Source organism: Bacillus sp. Hm123 (assembly GCF_051842975.2).
Lineage (GTDB): Bacteria > Bacillota > Bacilli > Bacillales > Domibacillaceae > Bacillus_CE.
This window is the reverse complement of the sequence record NZ_CM200277.1, coordinates 1,851,649-1,868,997: the sequence shown is the minus strand read 5'-3', so window position 1 is coordinate 1,868,997 and position 17,349 is coordinate 1,851,649. Positions and strand designations below refer to the sequence as shown.

General features: G+C 40.7%; 18 protein-coding genes, 1 pseudogene and 1 riboswitch. Of the genes and pseudogenes, 17 read left to right on the top strand and 2 right to left on the bottom strand.

What is annotated here, in order from left to right:
- Positions 1-28: 28 nt before the first annotated feature.
- The gene (locus ACSVDJ_RS09555; RefSeq protein WP_439168328.1) at positions 29-1,219 is read left to right on the top strand and encodes an RNA-guided endonuclease InsQ/TnpB family protein; all 1,191 of its coding nucleotides are present in this window, start codon (positions 29-31) and stop codon (positions 1,217-1,219) included.
- A gap of 376 nt (positions 1,220-1,595) precedes the next feature.
- On the opposite strand, the gene ACSVDJ_RS09550 is transcribed toward ACSVDJ_RS09555, so the two are convergent.
- Together ACSVDJ_RS09550 and ACSVDJ_RS09545 are read right to left on the bottom strand one after the other, a co-directional pair.
- Entirely contained in the window at positions 1,596-1,829 is a 234-nt protein-coding gene (locus ACSVDJ_RS09550) for a hypothetical protein (protein WP_439168327.1), read from the bottom strand.
- Positions 1,830-1,967: 138 nt separating this feature from the next.
- Positions 1,968-2,156 carry a hypothetical protein gene (locus ACSVDJ_RS09545; RefSeq protein ID WP_439168326.1) on the bottom strand — a complete coding sequence of 63 codons (189 nt, stop codon included), beginning with the start codon at positions 2,154-2,156 and terminating at the stop codon, positions 1,968-1,970.
- A 585-nt stretch (positions 2,157-2,741) separates the two neighbouring features.
- Between ACSVDJ_RS09545 and ACSVDJ_RS09540 the strand changes: the two are divergent.
- The 16 genes and pseudogenes from ACSVDJ_RS09540 to ACSVDJ_RS09465 all read left to right on the top strand — a co-directional run bounded on the left by ACSVDJ_RS09540 (position 2,742) and on the right by ACSVDJ_RS09465 (position 17,327).
- Positions 2,742-2,907 (top strand): annotated as a pseudogene (locus ACSVDJ_RS09540) (XtrA/YqaO family protein).
- Entirely contained in the window at positions 2,904-3,683 is a 780-nt protein-coding gene (locus ACSVDJ_RS09535; RefSeq protein WP_439168324.1) for a hypothetical protein, read from the top strand. The pseudogene ACSVDJ_RS09540 and the gene ACSVDJ_RS09535 overlap by 4 nt, the downstream one beginning before the upstream one ends.
- A 211-nt stretch (positions 3,684-3,894) precedes the next feature.
- Complete coding sequence (locus ACSVDJ_RS09530) at positions 3,895-4,539, top strand: hypothetical protein (protein WP_439168322.1); 645 nt, start codon at positions 3,895-3,897, stop codon at positions 4,537-4,539.
- 679 nt (positions 4,540-5,218) lie between these two features.
- Positions 5,219-6,169, top strand: coding sequence for an AlbA family DNA-binding domain-containing protein (locus ACSVDJ_RS09525; protein ID WP_439168320.1), 951 nt, complete (start codon positions 5,219-5,221; stop codon positions 6,167-6,169).
- Positions 6,170-6,233: 64 nt separating this feature from the next.
- Positions 6,234-6,464, top strand: coding sequence for a hypothetical protein (locus ACSVDJ_RS09520; RefSeq protein ID WP_439168319.1), 231 nt, complete (start codon positions 6,234-6,236; stop codon positions 6,462-6,464).
- A gap of 183 nt (positions 6,465-6,647) precedes the next feature.
- Positions 6,648-6,791: riboswitch (FMN riboswitch) on the top strand.
- Positions 6,792-6,945: 154 nt separating this feature from the next.
- A complete protein-coding gene (gene ribD / locus ACSVDJ_RS09515) occupies positions 6,946-8,061 on the top strand; it encodes a bifunctional diaminohydroxyphosphoribosylaminopyrimidine deaminase/5-amino-6-(5-phosphoribosylamino)uracil reductase RibD (RefSeq protein WP_439169063.1) in 1,116 nt (371 codons plus the stop codon).
- On the top strand, positions 8,043-8,690 hold the full coding sequence (gene ribE / locus ACSVDJ_RS09510) for a riboflavin synthase (RefSeq protein WP_439168317.1): 648 nt from the start codon (positions 8,043-8,045) through the stop codon (positions 8,688-8,690). Before ribD ends, ribE begins: the two co-directional genes overlap by 19 nt.
- A 21-nt stretch (positions 8,691-8,711) precedes the next feature.
- On the top strand, positions 8,712-9,914 hold the full coding sequence (locus ACSVDJ_RS09505; RefSeq protein WP_439168315.1) for a bifunctional 3,4-dihydroxy-2-butanone-4-phosphate synthase/GTP cyclohydrolase II: 1,203 nt from the start codon (positions 8,712-8,714) through the stop codon (positions 9,912-9,914).
- Positions 9,915-10,064: 150 nt separating this feature from the next.
- Positions 10,065-10,535: a 6,7-dimethyl-8-ribityllumazine synthase gene (ribH, locus tag ACSVDJ_RS09500; protein WP_439168313.1), complete on the top strand. Its 471-nt coding sequence runs from the start codon at positions 10,065-10,067 to the stop codon at positions 10,533-10,535.
- A gap of 165 nt (positions 10,536-10,700) precedes the next feature.
- Positions 10,701-11,120, top strand: coding sequence for a hypothetical protein (locus ACSVDJ_RS09495; RefSeq protein WP_439168312.1), 420 nt, complete (start codon positions 10,701-10,703; stop codon positions 11,118-11,120).
- A gap of 66 nt (positions 11,121-11,186) precedes the next feature.
- On the top strand, positions 11,187-11,588 hold the full coding sequence (locus ACSVDJ_RS09490; RefSeq protein ID WP_518618701.1) for a hypothetical protein: 402 nt from the start codon (positions 11,187-11,189) through the stop codon (positions 11,586-11,588).
- A 30-nt stretch (positions 11,589-11,618) separates the two neighbouring features.
- A complete protein-coding gene (locus ACSVDJ_RS09485) occupies positions 11,619-12,197 on the top strand; it encodes an SCO family protein (protein WP_439168308.1) in 579 nt (192 codons plus the stop codon).
- A 109-nt stretch (positions 12,198-12,306) separates the two neighbouring features.
- Positions 12,307-13,026, top strand: a complete 720-nt coding sequence (locus ACSVDJ_RS09480; RefSeq protein ID WP_439168306.1) for a hypothetical protein — start codon at positions 12,307-12,309, stop codon at positions 13,024-13,026.
- A gap of 23 nt (positions 13,027-13,049) precedes the next feature.
- A complete protein-coding gene (locus tag ACSVDJ_RS09475) occupies positions 13,050-13,340 on the top strand; it encodes a hypothetical protein (RefSeq protein WP_439168304.1) in 291 nt (96 codons plus the stop codon).
- An 18-nt stretch (positions 13,341-13,358) separates the two neighbouring features.
- Positions 13,359-13,661, top strand: coding sequence for a hypothetical protein (locus ACSVDJ_RS09470; RefSeq protein WP_439168302.1), 303 nt, complete (start codon positions 13,359-13,361; stop codon positions 13,659-13,661).
- Positions 13,662-13,679: 18 nt separating this feature from the next.
- Positions 13,680-17,327, top strand: a complete 3,648-nt coding sequence (locus ACSVDJ_RS09465; RefSeq protein WP_439168300.1) for a copper oxidase — start codon at positions 13,680-13,682, stop codon at positions 17,325-17,327.
- Positions 17,328-17,349: the final 22 nt, after the last annotated feature.

Genomic DNA, 17,349 nt, shown 5'->3' with positions numbered 1-17,349 from the left:
TTATAATGATGACAAAGGAGGGGATCTCATGTATCGAACGTTGAAAACGGGCTTTTCAGCGCCACAGTCCACGCTTCAACAGTTATTTCACCTACGTCGGATCTGCGGAACAATTTGGAATGACTGCGTGCAGTTGGCTCGGTATTATTACCGGATTCACGGCAAGTGGATTAACAAAAGCAACCTTCAAGCTGAACTCAAAGGCTTATATCCTCTTCACAGTCAGACGATCCAAGCGGTATGCCATAAGTTTTTGCATGCCCGAGAAGGCGTTCGTCAAGCGCGAAAAACGAACAAGTCTATCCGGTATCCATACAAAGAAAAATTCGTGTTTCATCCTAAATGGGTGGACAAATCCTTCGTGTTAGAAGGACGTAAACTGATACTTAGCTTAGGAAGATGGAAGGGAAAACAACAGACACCTCTCGTATTGAAGCTTTCGTCCGTCCCCAATGGTCTAGTCAAAGAAGTAGAACTCGTCTACGACGGTCGGTGGCATGCCTGTTTGTCGTATGAAGATGGCATCGAGCCTGTACCGATTTCAGATGGTCATACAGCCGCGATTGATCCAGGTGAGATTCATACGATTGCCGCCGTCAGTACGAGCGGACAAGCGCTAGTGATTTCGGGCAGGAAGATGCGCAGCATTCACCGGTTGCGAAATAAAAAAGTGAGAGAGCTACAAATTCTCATGAGCCGGTGTCAAAAAGGGTCGAGAAAATGGCGCCAATACAACCGGGCAAAGAAGTACATTCTCTCCAAAAGCGAACGGCAGCTAGGAGATCTCCTGCATAAGACGACCCGAGCCTTTGTGAACTGGTGTGTGGAACAAGAAGTCGGGCATGTCGCTCTTGGCGATGTGGAAGGCGTTCAGCGGCACACAAGCAAACGAAACAAAAAAAGAAAACGCCTCCGTTCCAAACAAGTGAACCAAAAACTCAGCAACTGGAGCTTTGGAAAACTAACCAAGCAGTTGGCCTATAAATTAGAAGCGACTGGCGTCTCCTTATCAAAAGAAAACGAAGCCTATACGACGCAAGCATGCCCTGCTTGCGGAAAACGAAACAAAGTCCGTTCACGAAACTACCAATGCTCCTGCGGCTATGAACAGCATCGGGATGTCCACGGTGCAGCGAATATCTTATCCCAATATTTGTACGGGAAGTTTCGAGAAGTGATGCTGACTAACATCACGTATCTACGTCCTGTACAGGCGTAGTAGATGGGCAGAACCGCCCCAGAGGGAATGTTCTCTCTGTTGCTTACGGTGGCAGCAAGCTGTCGAGAAGATACCTTGCGTCAAGACCACTGCTTCCATATGGGAGCGTCAGTCCCCGAGAAAGACGAGGGTGTCGTGTACACCTATGGACATTGTCCAGCTTCTGATATCAAGGGGATCGACAAGAAACCCCTACCTCAAGTGCGAAGGCGATAGGTGGGGGAGGTTCATAGGTATCTAGTGTTAAATATCCGATACGTCCATGAATTCGTTTGTGATTGTATCAACCCTCTATGTACCTATTTTAATCAGTGGGGGATGAAGAAAACCCCCACTGATTGAAATTTCTAAGTGAACTTATAGACACTGAAAGAGGTTAAAACCAACAACGTTTTCTTTTATGATCTCTTCTATCGTTGCGATCAAAAATATCTGCTACATCATTATCGAATCGATCACGACGTCTTCTGTCATCTTTTTTCACAATAACTACATCGTCTGCGCGGATAATCACTTTATCAACATCAAGAACTATTTTTCTATCATCACGATCAAAAATACCTGCTACATCATCATCGAATCGATCACGGCGTTTTCTGTCATTAAACATTCAAATTCCCTCCTTCCCCCTTTTACTATAAAGTATGCTGGTATTTAAATATTGAATGGACAAGAGTACAAAGTTTTACTATTTTTATAAAAAAATAGGTTGATTATTCAACAAAAAAAGCCGATCGGAATCTACCAATCAGCTCTTGATTTTTGAATCTTTACCGGCTTCCATACCTGTATTAAAAATTGAGATGACCATAATAAAAAAGAAAAGAATTTGTATCGTCGGATTAGCTTGCCAATAGCCAATAAAGTTCATGAATACTAGAATGACAAATAACAATGCAGTTATGCCGGATATATACAAGCGGACTTTAGGAGACATTCTTTCACCTCTTTATATGTAAACTTTTTTTGTTAAATGCTAACAGACAGAATTTATTTTTTCAACTTTTGATTTGTTATTTATTACGCATTTCGTTGAAAATGCGGCAACAAATGAATTGCGCTTGCCATGAGGTTCATCCGATATATCCGAGTGATTTCGCTAGCTCTCTTGGAGGAACACTAGTAACACACAATGACTTATCATTCGATTGGCCGCAATTCATAAAAGTAGTGATCCAAGCACTAAAGGAGTTGGTTCTCCTACGACACCAGTAGAATCATGCTCCATATTGGTCCATACTGTGGTCTTTAAAAAGTGGAGAGATTACGCTCATGTAACTTTGTCACATTTTTGGGTTAATGGATTACATCAAAAAAGCCAGGATCGCTCCTGACTTAAGTGGTTGCACATCAACTGTATGAAAAAAAGGAGGTTTCGCCTAATAAAAAGTTTTCCCATTATAGAAAAAACTATGCAAAAAAACCGAGAAAGCTACAGTCCTTTTAAATACTATTGACAATATTATTTTAATAGATCGGGGACTTCTCTACTATTAAAGAAATTGTGATCGATCCTTCCACAATGAAACTGGAATTGGATATAATGGAATTACCAAATAGCTGTGTGGTGGTGGATCTGTGACGGCAAAGCCAAACTCAGAGAGCTGCCACCATATGGTGAATACAAAATTGTCACGCATCAGGGGAAAGTGAAGCGGATGAGACGGGAGGAAGGGGAAGAGTTTTGACAATCAAAGATATGGTAGACATATTAATAGCTTTATTTGGGATGATGGCCACAGTAGGAGCAGCAGGGGCTGCTTTTTATTCTGCGTATCTAGCTAGAAAGTCAATTGAGAGACAGGAAGATCAATACAAAAAAAGCCTTGAACCTTTAATTGTTCCCAAAATGAAAAATTACACATTCACTCTTGATTATATGAAGCCTAGTTTTCATTTTTTTAATTGGATAACTCAAGATACAGATCTTGAAGAACAAGAGTTTAAACTGCCTTTAGTGAATGTTTCAAAAGGGATTGCTAAAGAAGTGAAAATTAATTTAGAGTTCACAAATTATAAGAAGATAATAAAATATATAACAGACAGTGAACTAAACGAAAAAATACATATAAAATTAGGAGAGGACCTGTGGGGTGCGAATAAAGAAATGATAACGGTATGTACTGAAGGTAATGCTGGTACTTATCAAGTAACCGATTTTCCGCAGCAGGAAACATTGTATATTTCTGGTGAAGGTGATGATTCGGCTTTCACAATAAAATTTCCACCTGTATTTATGGCGTTAGGTAATGTATATATGTATTGTAAGATATTTGGATCAAAATCAAGTGCTATTTCCCCATGTTTTAAAATAAAAATTATGTGTAAGGATCTTGCAGGGAATGCTCATAATTTTAACTACTTACTTTCTATTTCTGATGATTCTTTCATAATAGCAAAAAGAAGCCCAGGTCATGATTTATTGGGAAGCACAACTCTATATTTTCATCTAAATAGAATTTGATCTTCTCTCAGCCATCTGAAGGACACTGAATGACGCGTTAAGCGCTGTTTGGTGTCTTTTTTATGAAGGTGGTGAAGTAGATGAAATCCACTTTGTGAGATTGAAAAATTAGAAATAAATACTAGTACAATGTTACTGGAATTGGATATAATTAATATGAATAATAAAGCAATTGTCATTTGTAACGGAAAGGTGAAAAGGGTGAAGTGGGATGAGGGAGAAGATTTTTAGCCCAATAGTAATAGTCATAGTAATTATTATTTTGAGTATGTTCATGATGACCTACTTCTTTGAATCTCCGATTGGAAAGATTTTTAGAGTTATATTCGTTTCGTCAAGTTTATTACTGACTTTTGGACTCCAAACAAGAAAAGAAAATAAAGATATGCTAAGGTTTGAGAAAGAAAAATATAACTCTCTTTATCAATGGTTTAATGATTTAAATGGAGGACATTTATTAATTCACGAATTACTTTCTGAAATAAAAGTGGAAAAAAATTTATTGTTAAACCTAAAAAATGCTAAAAATAAGATCTTAGTCTATACTCAACATGATTTGAATAATTTACGTTTACTCAAGGCTTATTTTTTAGTTTTTAAAGAAGAGAAGGAAAAAGAAACGTACTTTAAAATATTGATTAGCTTTTTGGTTGGACTGACCTTATTTTACATAAGGTCGCCGGAGTCTCTTTTTGTGAATCCAATTCTAAAAAGGTTACTCGTTTTTTCTCCAGTAGAGTTATTTATCTCCGTGATAATATTTTTGATATTTATAATTAATCTTACATATTTAGGGAATAAAAGGGTCAGGTTAATAGAGGCCATAATTGAGGAATGTATTAACGAGAAAAAATAAGTTCTACCAGCCAACTGGAGGACACCAAAACTTTAGAGTGGCTTTACAGCTTTTTTAGAGCTTGGTGTCCTTTTTATTTCCATATTTTCAGTAGGCAACGAAAGTACCTAAAATCAATAATTTTGGCAACTATTCGTGTCATTGCAACTAAAATACAATTTTTCTTTAATTCTGCAATTAAGGAGTGATCAAGGCGAATCCAAGCTTGAAAGAACAGTTAAGGGAATGGAAACAGCAGCATCAAGAAGTGGAAGAAACAGTCTGCCAGGAAGTCAGAGGCTTTGTCTGACAGCGATAAGGAGGATCAATATGCGAAAACTAATTTTTGAATATAAATAATCATTAATAGAGCTGAAGAAAATGAAGACCGCTATTGAAGACAAAGAGGAATTGACGGAGTTAAACCAACAAGACAAATCGATGATCAACAGTATGATTAGTGATGTGGAGTATGCTATTCAGTGGATAATGTTCTAGCTGATTTAACGAAGCGGGAGAAAGATGTTTTACTCTCGTGAGAGCTGAAGGGTTGTCATTCGAGTATACAGCAGAGTTACTTAGGATCACTTAGTCGTCTGTTCAAATCTATTTAGAGCAAGCGGAGCGGAAAATTGAAGATTGTAAAGTTCATGTTGATGTATAATTATGAAAAAGTAGAGTGTTTTTCTAGGAGGGAATCATGTCTAAAGAAGTATACATTGAAGAAGAAAGTTTTGATGTGGAATATAAATTAAATGTAAAAGGTTTGGACGCAGAAGATTTAGTTTCTTTTGCAAACTCTCAGTATGGAGGTTGTATTTATTTGGGGGTTGAAGAAGCGAAAAATCAAGAAGGAAAACAAGTGGGGCGTGTGGTCGGGTGTAAGATTAACGATGGAATTAAATTATCTATTTTGGATAAAGCACAGAGCTGTATACCTCCAGTTAACGTTAATGTAGAAGTAGTTCAATTATCCGATAAAGAGGTTTATAAAATACATGTACCAACTGGTCTATTTAAACCTTACTGTACCAAAAGTGGAACCTATAAAATTAGAGGAGATGGTCAGAATCAATCACTTACTCCAAACCAGCTTCTTAGCTTATTTATGGAAAATGAAAGAGAAAAATTCATTGAGAAGTTTAAAGAAGCTACAATCGAATTGGAAGATACATTATTAAATTTAAAGAATGATTTGAGTATCCAAACTAAAAAAATAGTGGAAGATATTAAAGAGCTTGAATCAGACTTGAGATATAGAGTAGATTTAGTCGGAGATATTGCAGATAATGTTGAATCAAGTTCGAGTAATATAGAGAGCAGGGTGGATGATATTGAATCTGCTGTTGACGATGTGTGGAGCGTGACTAGAAATATGGTTTTTCGAATTCCAAGAATTGAGTCGAAAGTAAATGATTTATTGAACAATGTTAAATTAGAAAGTACATATGAAAAACAAAAAACAGAAATACTAGAAGAGGTTATTTACGACATCCTAAACACATCACCAAAACCCAAAATATATCTCAATGACCGCAAGTTAAATAGTATAGTTGCAGATTTAGAAAAAATGTTTCCAACCATGAAAAAAATAGAAATAAAAAATGTTTTTCTAAATGTTATTGATAGAGAACCAGCACTTTTTAAATAATTTTGTCGTACTCCTGCCGTATATATGAGAAGGACAATTTCGCCATCCTTGAGATGGGGTTTTTATGAAAAGTATCAATTTAGATCCTTTAAAAGAAACTTTAAGTAATTTTGCATTTCAATTATTTATTTTTGCATTAATATGTGCGGCTGCTTATGTAGGTACTCGCATAATATTAAATTTGTTTAAGATTCCTAAAATGATAGCTGATTTATTGGCAACAGCAGTTTTATTACTTGCTGCATATTACTCATTTTTAAATGGGTACATACCAGGGATTTCAAGCACTCAATAAATGGGTGCTTTTTTCTATGTCCAAAACAACTCAATTACGGAGGTGGTGGTGATGTAGAACCTTTCGAAAAACATTTAGAGGAGGTAGGTGCTCTAATTTTCAACCAAAATTAATCGAACAACAAACACCCAAACCCTTGACACAATCACACTCCAAAGGTAATAATAAGAATTAACTTGAATATTGATCCTTTGGGGCGGGGCGAAATTCCCCACCGGCGGTGATGAGCTCATGCTCTTAGTCCGTGACCCGCATGCGGTTTCGTTTGCGGTGGATTCGGTGAAATTCCGAAGCCGACAGTGATAGTCTGGATGGGAAAAGGATGAGGCGTTTTTAAAACTTGGATTTTTAGACGCTTATTTGGTTATGCCATTTATGCCCCTTATTTTTTATAAATAAGGGGCTTTTGTCGATTGATGGGCTGTCAATTGATGTGTTTCATTGGACGAGTTGGAGAAGAGAGGAGCGATGGCTAGGGACGATGTTACGAGAACATTATATGAAGATTGCGTTGTCGCTCGCTGAAGGAGTTCGAGGTCAGACGTCGCCGAATCCACCGGTGGGAGCTGTTGTGGTGAAGGATGGTCGTGTGATTGGCATGGGTGCCCATATGAAAGCGGGAGAGGGCCATGCGGAGGTGCATGCTTTGGCCGCTGCTGGTGAGGAGGCAAGGGGAGCGGAGTTGTATGTGACGCTTGAGCCTTGTTCTCATTATGGGAAGACGCCTCCTTGTGCGGATTTGACGATTGCGAGAGGGATTAAGAAAGTGTATATCGCTGTTAAGGACCCGAATCCGGCGGTGGCTGGAAGAGGGATTGACAGGTTGCGAGCGGCCGGGATTGAAGTGGAGACCGGGATTTGCGAGCAGGAAGCTTCGGAATTATTAGCGCCATTTTTTCATTTTATTCAAACGAAAACACCATACGTCACGATGAAAACAGCCATAACAGCCGATGGCAAAACTGCTGCGTATACCGGACATAGTCGCTGGATTACGAGTGAGCAAGCAAGAGAGGATGTGCACTATATTCGCCATCAGCAAGATGCGATTTTAGTTGGCATCAATACCGTTTTACAAGATAACCCCATCTTAACCACCCGTCTGCCCCAGGGAGGTAAACACCCCATTCGAGTTGTATTAGATACGCATTTGCGGATTCCGCTCACCGCCCATGTTGTGAAAAATAAACAAGCGGAAACGATCGTTGTTTGTGGCCAAGAGGCACTTCAGTCCAAAGAGCTGCAATTAATTGAACAAGAGGTGAAAGTGATTCGCTTACAAACGCGAGAGATTGATATTCCACTTTTATTGAAAAAGCTAGGTGATATCGGCATTATGACGCTTCTCGTAGAAGGCGGAAGCGAAGTCAATGCGTCTTTTATTGAAAAACGAGCGTTTCAACAGATGTTAATTTATGTCGCGCCGAAAGTGATCGGCGGGAAGCTGGCGCCAACAGCGGTTGGTGGTCAAGGGTTTGCGATCATGGATGAAGCGGTGCCATTAACGTTCGAAAAAGTTGAAATCATTGGACAAGATATCAAAATAACCGCGTCGCCAAAAGAAGGATGTGAAACGAGTTGTTCACAGGAATTATAGAAGAAATCGGCACAGTGGAAAGTCTGAAAGCGGGTGCTCAGTCGCTAGAGTTAGCGATCAAAGCGAACACGGTGCTTGAAGATGTGAAGCTCGGTGACAGTATCGCCGTCAACGGTGTTTGTTTGACAGTGACGAGTTTTACCGCTACTCATTTTACCGCTGATGTGATGCCAGAAACGTTTCATGCGACGTCACTACGTGTGTTAGCTCGTGGGTCGAAAGTGAATTTAGAGCGAGCGATGGCAGCAAATGGTCGCTTCGGTGGGCATTTCGTCTCTGGTCATATTGATGGTGTCGGCACGATTGTCAGTAAAAAAAGAGTAGAAAACGCACTATATATCGACATTGAATTTTCTGAAGAGTATGCCCACTATTTTTTACACAAAGGCTCAGTCTCGTTAGATGGTACGTCGTTAACGATTTTTGCGGTGGATGATAAGAAGTTGACGATTTCGCTTATTCCGCATACGCAGGAGGAAACGATTTTAGCCGAGAAAAATATCGGTGATCCGGTCAATATTGAGTGCGATTTATTGGCAAAGTATATTGAGCGAATGCTTGGTCATAAAAAAGAAGAGAAGACTTCTACGATTACGATGGATTTATTAGCGAAGCACGGATTTGCATAATACAGACAGGGGGAAAAGGACATGTTTGCCACAATCGAAGAAGCATTAGCGGATTTAAGGCAAGGGAAAGTCGTGATCGTTGTCGACGATGAGGATCGGGAAAATGAAGGTGATTTTATCGGTTTAGCTCAGTTTGCCGATGCGGAAATGGTTAATTTCATGGCGAAAATGGGACGTGGCTTGATTTGCGTGCCTGTGGAGGAAGAAATCGCTGAAAAGCTTGGCTTGCAAATGATGGTGACGAACAATACGGATAGTCACGGCACCGCTTTTACCGTCAGTATTGATCACCAATCAACGCATACCGGCATTAGTGCGTTTGAGCGGGCGACGACGATTCAAGAAATGTTAAACGATAAAGCTGTACCAGAGGATTTCAAGCAACCGGGTCATATTTTTCCGCTCGTCGCTAAAAAAGGCGGCGTATTGAAGCGCGCGGGACATACAGAAGCAGCGGTCGATTTGGCTCATCTTGCGGGAGCGAAAGGCGCAGGCGTCATTTGTGAAATTATGAAAGAGGACGGTTCGATGGCGCGGCTGCCGGATTTAGTGACGATGGCTGAGGAGCTAGGCTTAAAGCTAATTACGATTCAACATTTAATTGAGTATCGTCGTAAAAAGGAAGAGTTAATTACTCGTGAAGTGGAGATCGACTTACCGACGGACTTTGGTCATTTTCAAGCGGTCGGTTTTACCGAAAAGCTGTCTGGCAAAGAGCATGTCGCGCTAGTGAAAGGAAATGTGAATGATGGCGAGGCAGTGCTCGTTCGCGTCCATTCCGAATGTTTAACGGGAGATGTGTTCGGGTCTTGCCGCTGTGATTGCGGTCCTCAGCTGGCGGCGGCGTTACGGCAAATTGAAGTCGAGGGCCGAGGGATTTTACTGTATATGCGTCAAGAAGGTCGCGGCATTGGGCTGATGAATAAGTTAAAGGCGTATAAATTGCAGGAACAAGGGTTAGATACGGTCGAAGCGAACGAAAAATTAGGCTTTGCGGATGACTTGCGAGATTACGGCATTGGCGCTCAAATTTTACGCAATCTCGGAGTGAAGGAGATGCGACTGTTGACGAATAATCCGCGCAAAATTTCCGGATTAAAAGGCTATGGACTTGAAGTCGTAGAGCGCGCACCGATCGAAATGCCGCCAAAAGCGGAAAATCGGCAATATTTAGAGACGAAAATATCGAAGCTTGGGCATATGCTTACATTTACCCCGCATTAACGGGCTGTAAGACCCCACCTCAACATGGTAGCTGTAGGTAGGTGGGTGATCAACAACCCATAAATGCCCGGTTAGTTCAACTAACAATCAGTGGGGAATGAAGCCCCTACTGATTGAAGTTTCACTTTACAATAAGGGAGAGATTTTGAGATGAGCAGAACATATGAAGGAAATTTAATTGGTACAGGGTTAAAAGTTGGAATCGTTGTTGCGCGTTTTAATGAATTTATTACGGGCAAGCTGTTGAGCGGGGCAGAGGATGCGTTACGCCGTCATGGTGTCGATGAAGAGGATGTCGAGATTGCTTGGGTGCCAGGCGCGTTTGAAATTCCGTTAATTGCGAAAAAGATGGCGGATAGCGGCAAGTACGATGCAGTGGTGACGTTAGGAACGGTCATTCGTGGTTCTACTGCTCATTTTGAATACGTGAGTAATGAAGCGACGAAAGGAGTGGCTCAAGCGGCGATGCAATCGGGTGTGCCAGTGATCTTCGGCGTATTAACGACCGATACGATTGAGCAAGCGATTGAGCGTGCCGGAACGAAAGCTGGCAATAAAGGCTGGGAAGCAGCGGCTACGGCGATTGAAATGGCAAATCTTGTGAAGTCAATCGAAGGGTAAAAGAGAAAGAAGGTGGCGAGGGCCACCTTCTTTTTTATGCGATGAGAGTCAATTTGTAAGCTGAAGAGACATTTCGTTTTGGGCATTCATGAATGATTCGGTCAGTGCATACATTGTTGAAGATGTGTAATTAGCGGATTTCATCAATTCTTTAAAGGAGCGCTTATGTCACCATATACCATTTTATTTCTCATTTATGCGGATGCTTGTATCGGTCTTGGGGTTTATCTTTATGTGTTTCGGAGGAAGAAACTCATTGGTTTTCAACTAGGGATGAATATTAGCATTTTAATGGGAGGGATGGCTGCCTTACTTTTTGGCATTTTGCTTATTTTGCAATATCCGTTTCACTATACGCTGATCACTATGATTTCAACATTAGTAGGGGCAGCGGTTGGTGCGTTATTTGGGTTGTTATTTGATTATCAAACATTTGTGACTGGTTTTACGAATGGTCTAGTCATTGGCTTGATGGCTCCAATGATCGGAAGCGTGTTAGAAGTACCTCATCTGTTTATCTGGTTTATTCACGGTTTATTTGTTGTGAGCTTATTGTTTGTTCATATTTCCATTAAAAGGTCGTGAACTGAAATCATGTTGCTCATCCTGTTATTTATTTGGAATGCTGTCGCCCTTTACTCCGTTTATCGTATGCTTAAAAAGAAACAATTATTATTGGATGAACGATTTTCGATGACGATGTGTATGGCTATTACGATGACTTCTTCTTTTATTTTAGCCCTTCATTTTGAACTGTCGTTGCCTTCGGTGGGTTCTTTCCTATATTTTATCCCCATCTTGCTGTCGATATTTATTGGCTGGCATTTCGGTGGTATGATGAGGAATCCAGCGAAATTAATTAGCATTTACAACAGCGCGATGGGAGCGATTATGGGAACGATGCTCGCTGCTGTTCTGAAAAATCCCGCTCTGTGCAATATCCCGATTGATTCAGAAGCCATGCTTACAACAAACATATACAGTCTAGCTCTTTTCACAACAATTCTTCATACGTTAACGATGGTGATGATTCGTTATTCGTTTCGAGTGTAGCGATTCACATCAAAGAAGGAGAGAGATGAGATGAAAGTATTCACCATTGGCATTTTATTTGCGTTTGGTTTTGTTTTAGTGTGGTGGTTATGGCCCAAGTCAGTAGATTTTCCAAAGCTTGGAGAGGTGCATGAGCCGGTGCTCACAGAAGTAAGCGGAAAAGAGCAATCCTTTACAGGAAAGCCGAAGTTGATTATGTTCTTTTACACAAAATGTCCAGATATATGTCCCACCACTATGTCTGATGTAAAGGAATTACAACAGCTACTGAAAGAAAAAGGGGTGTCAGAAGATCAGTATCTCATTGTAGCGATCACATTAGATCCGAACTATGACACGAAAGAGCGAATCTTACAGTATAAAGAGGCGTTTCAGATTTCTAGCTCCAATTGGTTGTTTTTACGAGGGTCTGATCAAGAAACAAAAAAGTTTGCCGATCATTTTAGCATGTTTTATGAGAGAAATGAAGATGGATATGTGACTCATTCTACGAGCATGTATATCGTGGACTCCAATCAGCAAATAAGAGCTCATCATAATATGGCAGTTGGTGATAAACAGGTCAATATTGAGGCGGTATCTGATCATCTCATTCAATTGATTGATTAAATTCTAGCGGTTAAAATGAAAATATGGATATTTATTGGTAAAAACAACTACATCAATTATATCCACTTTCATAGTCTAAAAGAGATTGAATAGTTGAAGGAGGGTCACTATGAAGGAAGGGTTTCCGCCATCAGAAGAAAATGAACACATGCTGGACCTATCTCCGTCATTTTCTTCGCCGACAAGTGCTGTTTCTTTGGAAGAAACGAAAATTCTATCCGAATATATCAGTCAACAAAATTTATTTAACATTACGCAACAAGATGAAAAAAGGAAGAAGCCATTAATATTGAAAAAGTTTTTTAAAATGAAACGAAATCAACAAGTAGTGGTTTCATCTTTCGTTGATCATGATGCCGTCATTACGACAGAAGGAAAGGTCACCGCTATTGGAAGAGATTTTGTGATGCTAACGAATTTAAAAGAGCGGATTTGGATTCCTTATTCATCCATTGATTCCGCTACAATTCCCTTTGGATACCCTACCTACTCCAACCCTCATCAACACCATATATACGATAATCAATTACAGCAAAAACTCCTCCTTCGATTCGGGGAAACTGTATCGAAAAAAGACACACTCATTCAACAGTTTTTTGAAGAATCGTTGCGAACGAATCTTCATTCATGGAAAGGGATATGGATAGAGGTGAAAACAGCCGATCACTCGTTTTTTGGAAAGATCGCTCAAACGACGAATAAAGAAGTGTTCCTTCAATTCTTCAACACCGATCATCTTATTCCATTAAACGATATTCGTTATGTTTCTACCATTCGGTTTGTGTCCCTTTGGAAAAAAATCATGAAAATGATGCTATTAAAAAATTAAAGGCAGAGAGTGAGGAAAGGATTATGTCGAAAACTGATGACCATTTATTCCGTGAATTAAAGATGTTACAAGGAGAAGAGATATTGGTGATTACCCAAGCCACACAGCTTGATTTGCTTGGGCAAGTGTTTCGTCCGATTTTTTGTGGAACAGTGGCGGATGTTCAACTAGGGCATCTTACCCTTTCACCGGTCATTATTAAAATGGTTAATGCTCCGTTTCATCAATTTCCGTTTCCGCTTAACATTCCTCTTGAACGGGTGGCAGCTTTTACAACGGAAGTGCCGTGTGACAAAGTGTTTCCATTAATCTAATCAAAGGAGGTCATATAGGTGAAGAATAACAAGAAGACGAACAACGTAAAAGGCTTATTGATCAATGATATTCATGATGAAGGCTTAGTGAATTATTTCCAAGCGAATATTGGAAAAAAAGTCTTTCTATTAATGGAAGCATTTCCATTTATGTTTATTGGAAAGATTAAAGATGTCATTGATGATGTGGCGGTATTGAAAGTCAAAACGACATCCATTCCAGCATTAGAAGATAAAGAATGGCTTGTGCATATCCATTCGATCGAGACTTTTTATATTGAAACAGAGCAAGGCCCCAAAATACCTGATTTAAAAGATTGAGGGAAAAGAGGAGACTCCATGAAGAGATGTTACCATGTGGTTGCCATCCCAATCAGGATGGTCTTAAACACTTTTGGCGATCACAATCCTAATGCGATGATGTATGTGTTAAAAGAAAATGAAGAGAAAGTAAAAGCATTAGTGAAAAAAAATCCATTCTCACCTGTTGAGCTTGTAGAACCGTTAGTGATTCGAGCGAATGAAGGCGAGGAAGTGGAGATTTTATTTGAAAACAAGTTACCCTTTCATACGGGCATGCATTTTCAGGAAGCAGAGTATGATGTCTGTCAATCAGATGGAGCGAAGGTCGGTTTCAATAAAGACACGACCGTCGCACCAGGGGATTCGATTTCGTATCACATCTTTGCGGTGAAAGAAGGGATTTACCATTTTTCAGATTTAGGCAATCCATCTAGCGGTGAGAATGGTTCGAATTCTAATGGACTATTCGGTGCTTTATTTGTAGAAAAACGATTTTCCTGGTGGACGCATCCGGAAACGGGTGAAGAAATGAATAGCGGTGTATTTGCAGATATTCATCATCCGCTGTTGCCATCTTTCCGTGAATATGCGTGGATCTTTCATGATGAAATGGAAGTCGATGATTTAACAGGTAACCGACCCATTAATCATTTTACTAATCAAGAAGAAGAATCCTTTCATGGAATCAATTATCGTTATGAACCGATGAATCGCCGGCAACAGCTTATTGAAGAAGGAGTGGTTTGCCCGGATTGTGAAGGAGAAGAGGTCCATCATGATTCATGGGTCTATGGAGATCCGTCCACACCGATTTTGAGAGGCTATGTGGGTGATCCAGCGAGAATTCGACTCGTTCATGGAGGAGTGAAAGAAACGCATGTCTTTCACTATCATGTTCATCAATGGTTCAGTGATCCGAAAAATCTCGACTCGGACATTTTTGATTCACAAGCGATCAGTCCCCAATCCCACTATGACATTGAACCGCTCTACGGGTTAGGAAGTTTACAAGGTGCCATGGGCGATGCCGTTATTCATTGCCATCTGTATCCTCATTTTATGGCGGGGATGTGGGGAATGAATCGGATATTTGATACGCTACAAGATGGCAGTCAATGCTATCCAAACGGCGTTTCAATCAAGCCGTTGCAGCCATTGCCAGACAGAGTAGCACCTCCAAAGCCAACGAAGTTAAAACCAGGATTCCCTAATTTTATTCCAGGAAAAGTAGGATGCAAAGCGCCAAGACCGCCGCTTGGCATTGTCGGTGGCAGAGGAATGACCGAATTAGAAAAACATGCTGCTATTAAGAATCCAAGGCCAGGGGCGGTGTTTGTAGATCCGTGTATCGATAATGCAAACGTAAAGGAATTTAATATTTCATTAATTGAGTTGCCGCTCGTTTACAACAAACAAGGTTGGCATGATCCGAAAGGACGAATTTATGTCCTTGATGAAGATCTAGAAGATGTATGTTCAGGGAGAAAAGAACCGGAGCCACTCGTGATCCATGCCCCTGCCCACACTTGTTTGGAGATTAATTTTACGAATCGCTTGCCACATATATTGGATGGGGATGCATTTCAACTAGTGACAAGAACGTATGAAGCTGGAATGCATATTCATTTCGTCAAATTTGATGTGCTGGTGAATGACGGGGCGAATGTTGGCTGGAACTATGATTCGGGTATTTTGCCGAATGAAACGATCCGCTATTCCTATTATGCTGACGTGGAGTTAAAAGCATGGTTTTTTCATGATCATCTATTTCCGGTTAATCATCAGCAGCACGGTGTGTTCGCTTCAGGGGTGATTCACCCTCGGTTTACAGAATTTTTAGACTCAAAGACAGGAGAGACAGTCGATTATGGAACGGAAATCACGACAAAGAATCCTTTAATTCCTGACTATCGTGATTATGCGTTATTTGTCCAGGACTTCACCTTGCTGTTTGATAAAGATGGAAAGCCGCTTAATCCGCCGAAGTTTTCTGGCTCTCAAGATGACCCAGGTCTGTTTGGGGTCAATTATAAAAATGAACCGTTACAATTTCGCTTAGGTCCTGACTGCGATCCAGCGTTTACTTTTAGCTCTTTTGTCAAGGGAGATCCTATTACACCTATTTTCAAAGCGTATGAAGGAGACCCGATTCGGATTAGATTGCTTCAAGGAGCACAAGAAGAATCTCACAGTTTTAACCTCCACGGATTGAGGTGGTTAAAGGAACGAGGGGATTTAAATTCTAAACTGGAAGACCAGCAGCATATCGGCATTTCCGAATCATTCACGTTTGAAACGAATATCCTGAAAGCTGGGGATTATTTATGGGCATTTGAAACAGAAGAAGATCTGTGGAACGGCCTTTGGGGGCTGATTCGTGCATTTGATGAACGTGTACCTGATTTGATTCCCCTATCTGACAGACCTGCGCCGTTGAAAAGAACGAAGCCACTGCCAGAGCCGAGCAGCAAAGCGATACCACCGCCAGCGGAAGATCCAAGCAGTGTCCCTATTGAAGATGGACCTGTCCGCTATTTTGATATTGTTGCCTTTCAACTCCCGATCGTTTACAACGATTTTGACGATCATGATCCGCATGGGATTATCTTTGCTCTTAGGAAAGATATGGATGACTTACTAAAAGGAACAAAAAAACCAGAGCCGTTAATTATTCGAGCCAACGTAGGTCAGACGGTGGAAGTGACGCTAACAAGCATGTTGAAGTTAGAATTGTTTCCGTTTAAAGATGGCATTTATCCGTATCCAAAAGTAAAAGAACAAGCCTTTTATCCACCGTCTTTGCGTATTTCTTTACATCCTCAATTGCTTCAATATGATGTCAATACCTCCGCGGGGGAAACGGTTGGATTTAATGGAGATCAAACCGTTGGACCAGGGGAAACGAGAACGTATCGTTGGTATGTAGATTCTCAAGTAGGCGCTTGTGGTATGTGGGATATGGCCGACATCCGTAATCATAAATCACAGGGAGCTTTTGGGGCATTTATTGCTGAACCTCGAGGAACAGAGTATTTAGATCCTTATACGATCACGCCGGTATGTACGGGAGCGAATGTTATACTACGTAACCCATTTTTACCTAATATTAGAGAGTTTGTGATGATTATGCATGATGGGGGCAGGTTGTTAGATGATCAAGATCAGTTGATTGTCGATCCGATTGCGGGCATTTTATTGCCGCCACCTGATGTGAATGAAGATGAAGTGGATACGTATGATGAAGGATCAAGGGGATTTAATTATCGAAGCGAACGACTAATTAATCGCTATCGAAAGTGTCCTGAACTGCAGAAGCTGTTTGATTCAACTGTTTTCGGAGATCCGGCAACTCCGCTATTTGAAAGCTATGTAGGAGATCCAGTAACGATCCGGCTTGTCACACCAGCCGAAAGACGAAGATCGCACACTTTCCATCTTCATGGACATCGCTTTCGATTTGATGTGAAGGATATTAACTCGCGAGTAGAGTCCTTTGTCGGTTCCAATGTGGCTGGTGCGAAGCGCAATTTAGAGCTTTTTGGCGGTGCGGGAGCGTTTGGAGGCTATTCTGGCGACTTTATGTATCGTTCCGGTAATATTCAATGGGATATTGAGCAAGGCATGTGGGGGATTATGAGAGTGCATTCTCAGCCACAGCCACATTTGCCACCGTTAGAACAATAACTGAGCATGAGAAGAAAAGAGT

Bases quoted from the DNA above. Each gene is read 5' to 3' on its own strand.
- ACSVDJ_RS09550 (WP_439168327.1), bottom strand. From the start codon at position 1,829: ATGTTTAATGACAGAAAACGCCGTGATCGATTCGATGATGATGTAGCA.
- ACSVDJ_RS09475 (WP_439168304.1), top strand. From the start codon at position 13,050: ATGTCGAAAACTGATGACCATTTATTCCGTGAATTAAAGATGTTACAA.
- ACSVDJ_RS09545 (WP_439168326.1), bottom strand. From the start codon at position 2,156: ATGTCTCCTAAAGTCCGCTTGTATATATCCGGCATAACTGCATTGTTA.
- ACSVDJ_RS09520 (WP_439168319.1), top strand. From the start codon at position 6,234: ATGAAAAGTATCAATTTAGATCCTTTAAAAGAAACTTTAAGTAATTTT.
- ACSVDJ_RS09485 (WP_439168308.1), top strand. From the start codon at position 11,619: ATGAAAGTATTCACCATTGGCATTTTATTTGCGTTTGGTTTTGTTTTA.
- ribD (WP_439169063.1), top strand. From the start codon at position 6,946: ATGTTACGAGAACATTATATGAAGATTGCGTTGTCGCTCGCTGAAGGA.
- ACSVDJ_RS09530 (WP_439168322.1), top strand. From the start codon at position 3,895: ATGAGGGAGAAGATTTTTAGCCCAATAGTAATAGTCATAGTAATTATT.
- ribH (WP_439168313.1), top strand. From the start codon at position 10,065: ATGAGCAGAACATATGAAGGAAATTTAATTGGTACAGGGTTAAAAGTT.
- ACSVDJ_RS09505 (WP_439168315.1), top strand. From the start codon at position 8,712: ATGTTTGCCACAATCGAAGAAGCATTAGCGGATTTAAGGCAAGGGAAA.
- ACSVDJ_RS09525 (WP_439168320.1), top strand. From the start codon at position 5,219: ATGTCTAAAGAAGTATACATTGAAGAAGAAAGTTTTGATGTGGAATAT.
- ACSVDJ_RS09480 (WP_439168306.1), top strand. From the start codon at position 12,307: ATGAAGGAAGGGTTTCCGCCATCAGAAGAAAATGAACACATGCTGGAC.
- ACSVDJ_RS09555 (WP_439168328.1), top strand. From the start codon at position 29: ATGTATCGAACGTTGAAAACGGGCTTTTCAGCGCCACAGTCCACGCTT.
- ACSVDJ_RS09490 (WP_518618701.1), top strand. From the start codon at position 11,187: ATGCTTAAAAAGAAACAATTATTATTGGATGAACGATTTTCGATGACG.
- ACSVDJ_RS09495 (WP_439168312.1), top strand. From the start codon at position 10,701: ATGTCACCATATACCATTTTATTTCTCATTTATGCGGATGCTTGTATC.
- ACSVDJ_RS09465 (WP_439168300.1), top strand. From the start codon at position 13,680: ATGAAGAGATGTTACCATGTGGTTGCCATCCCAATCAGGATGGTCTTA.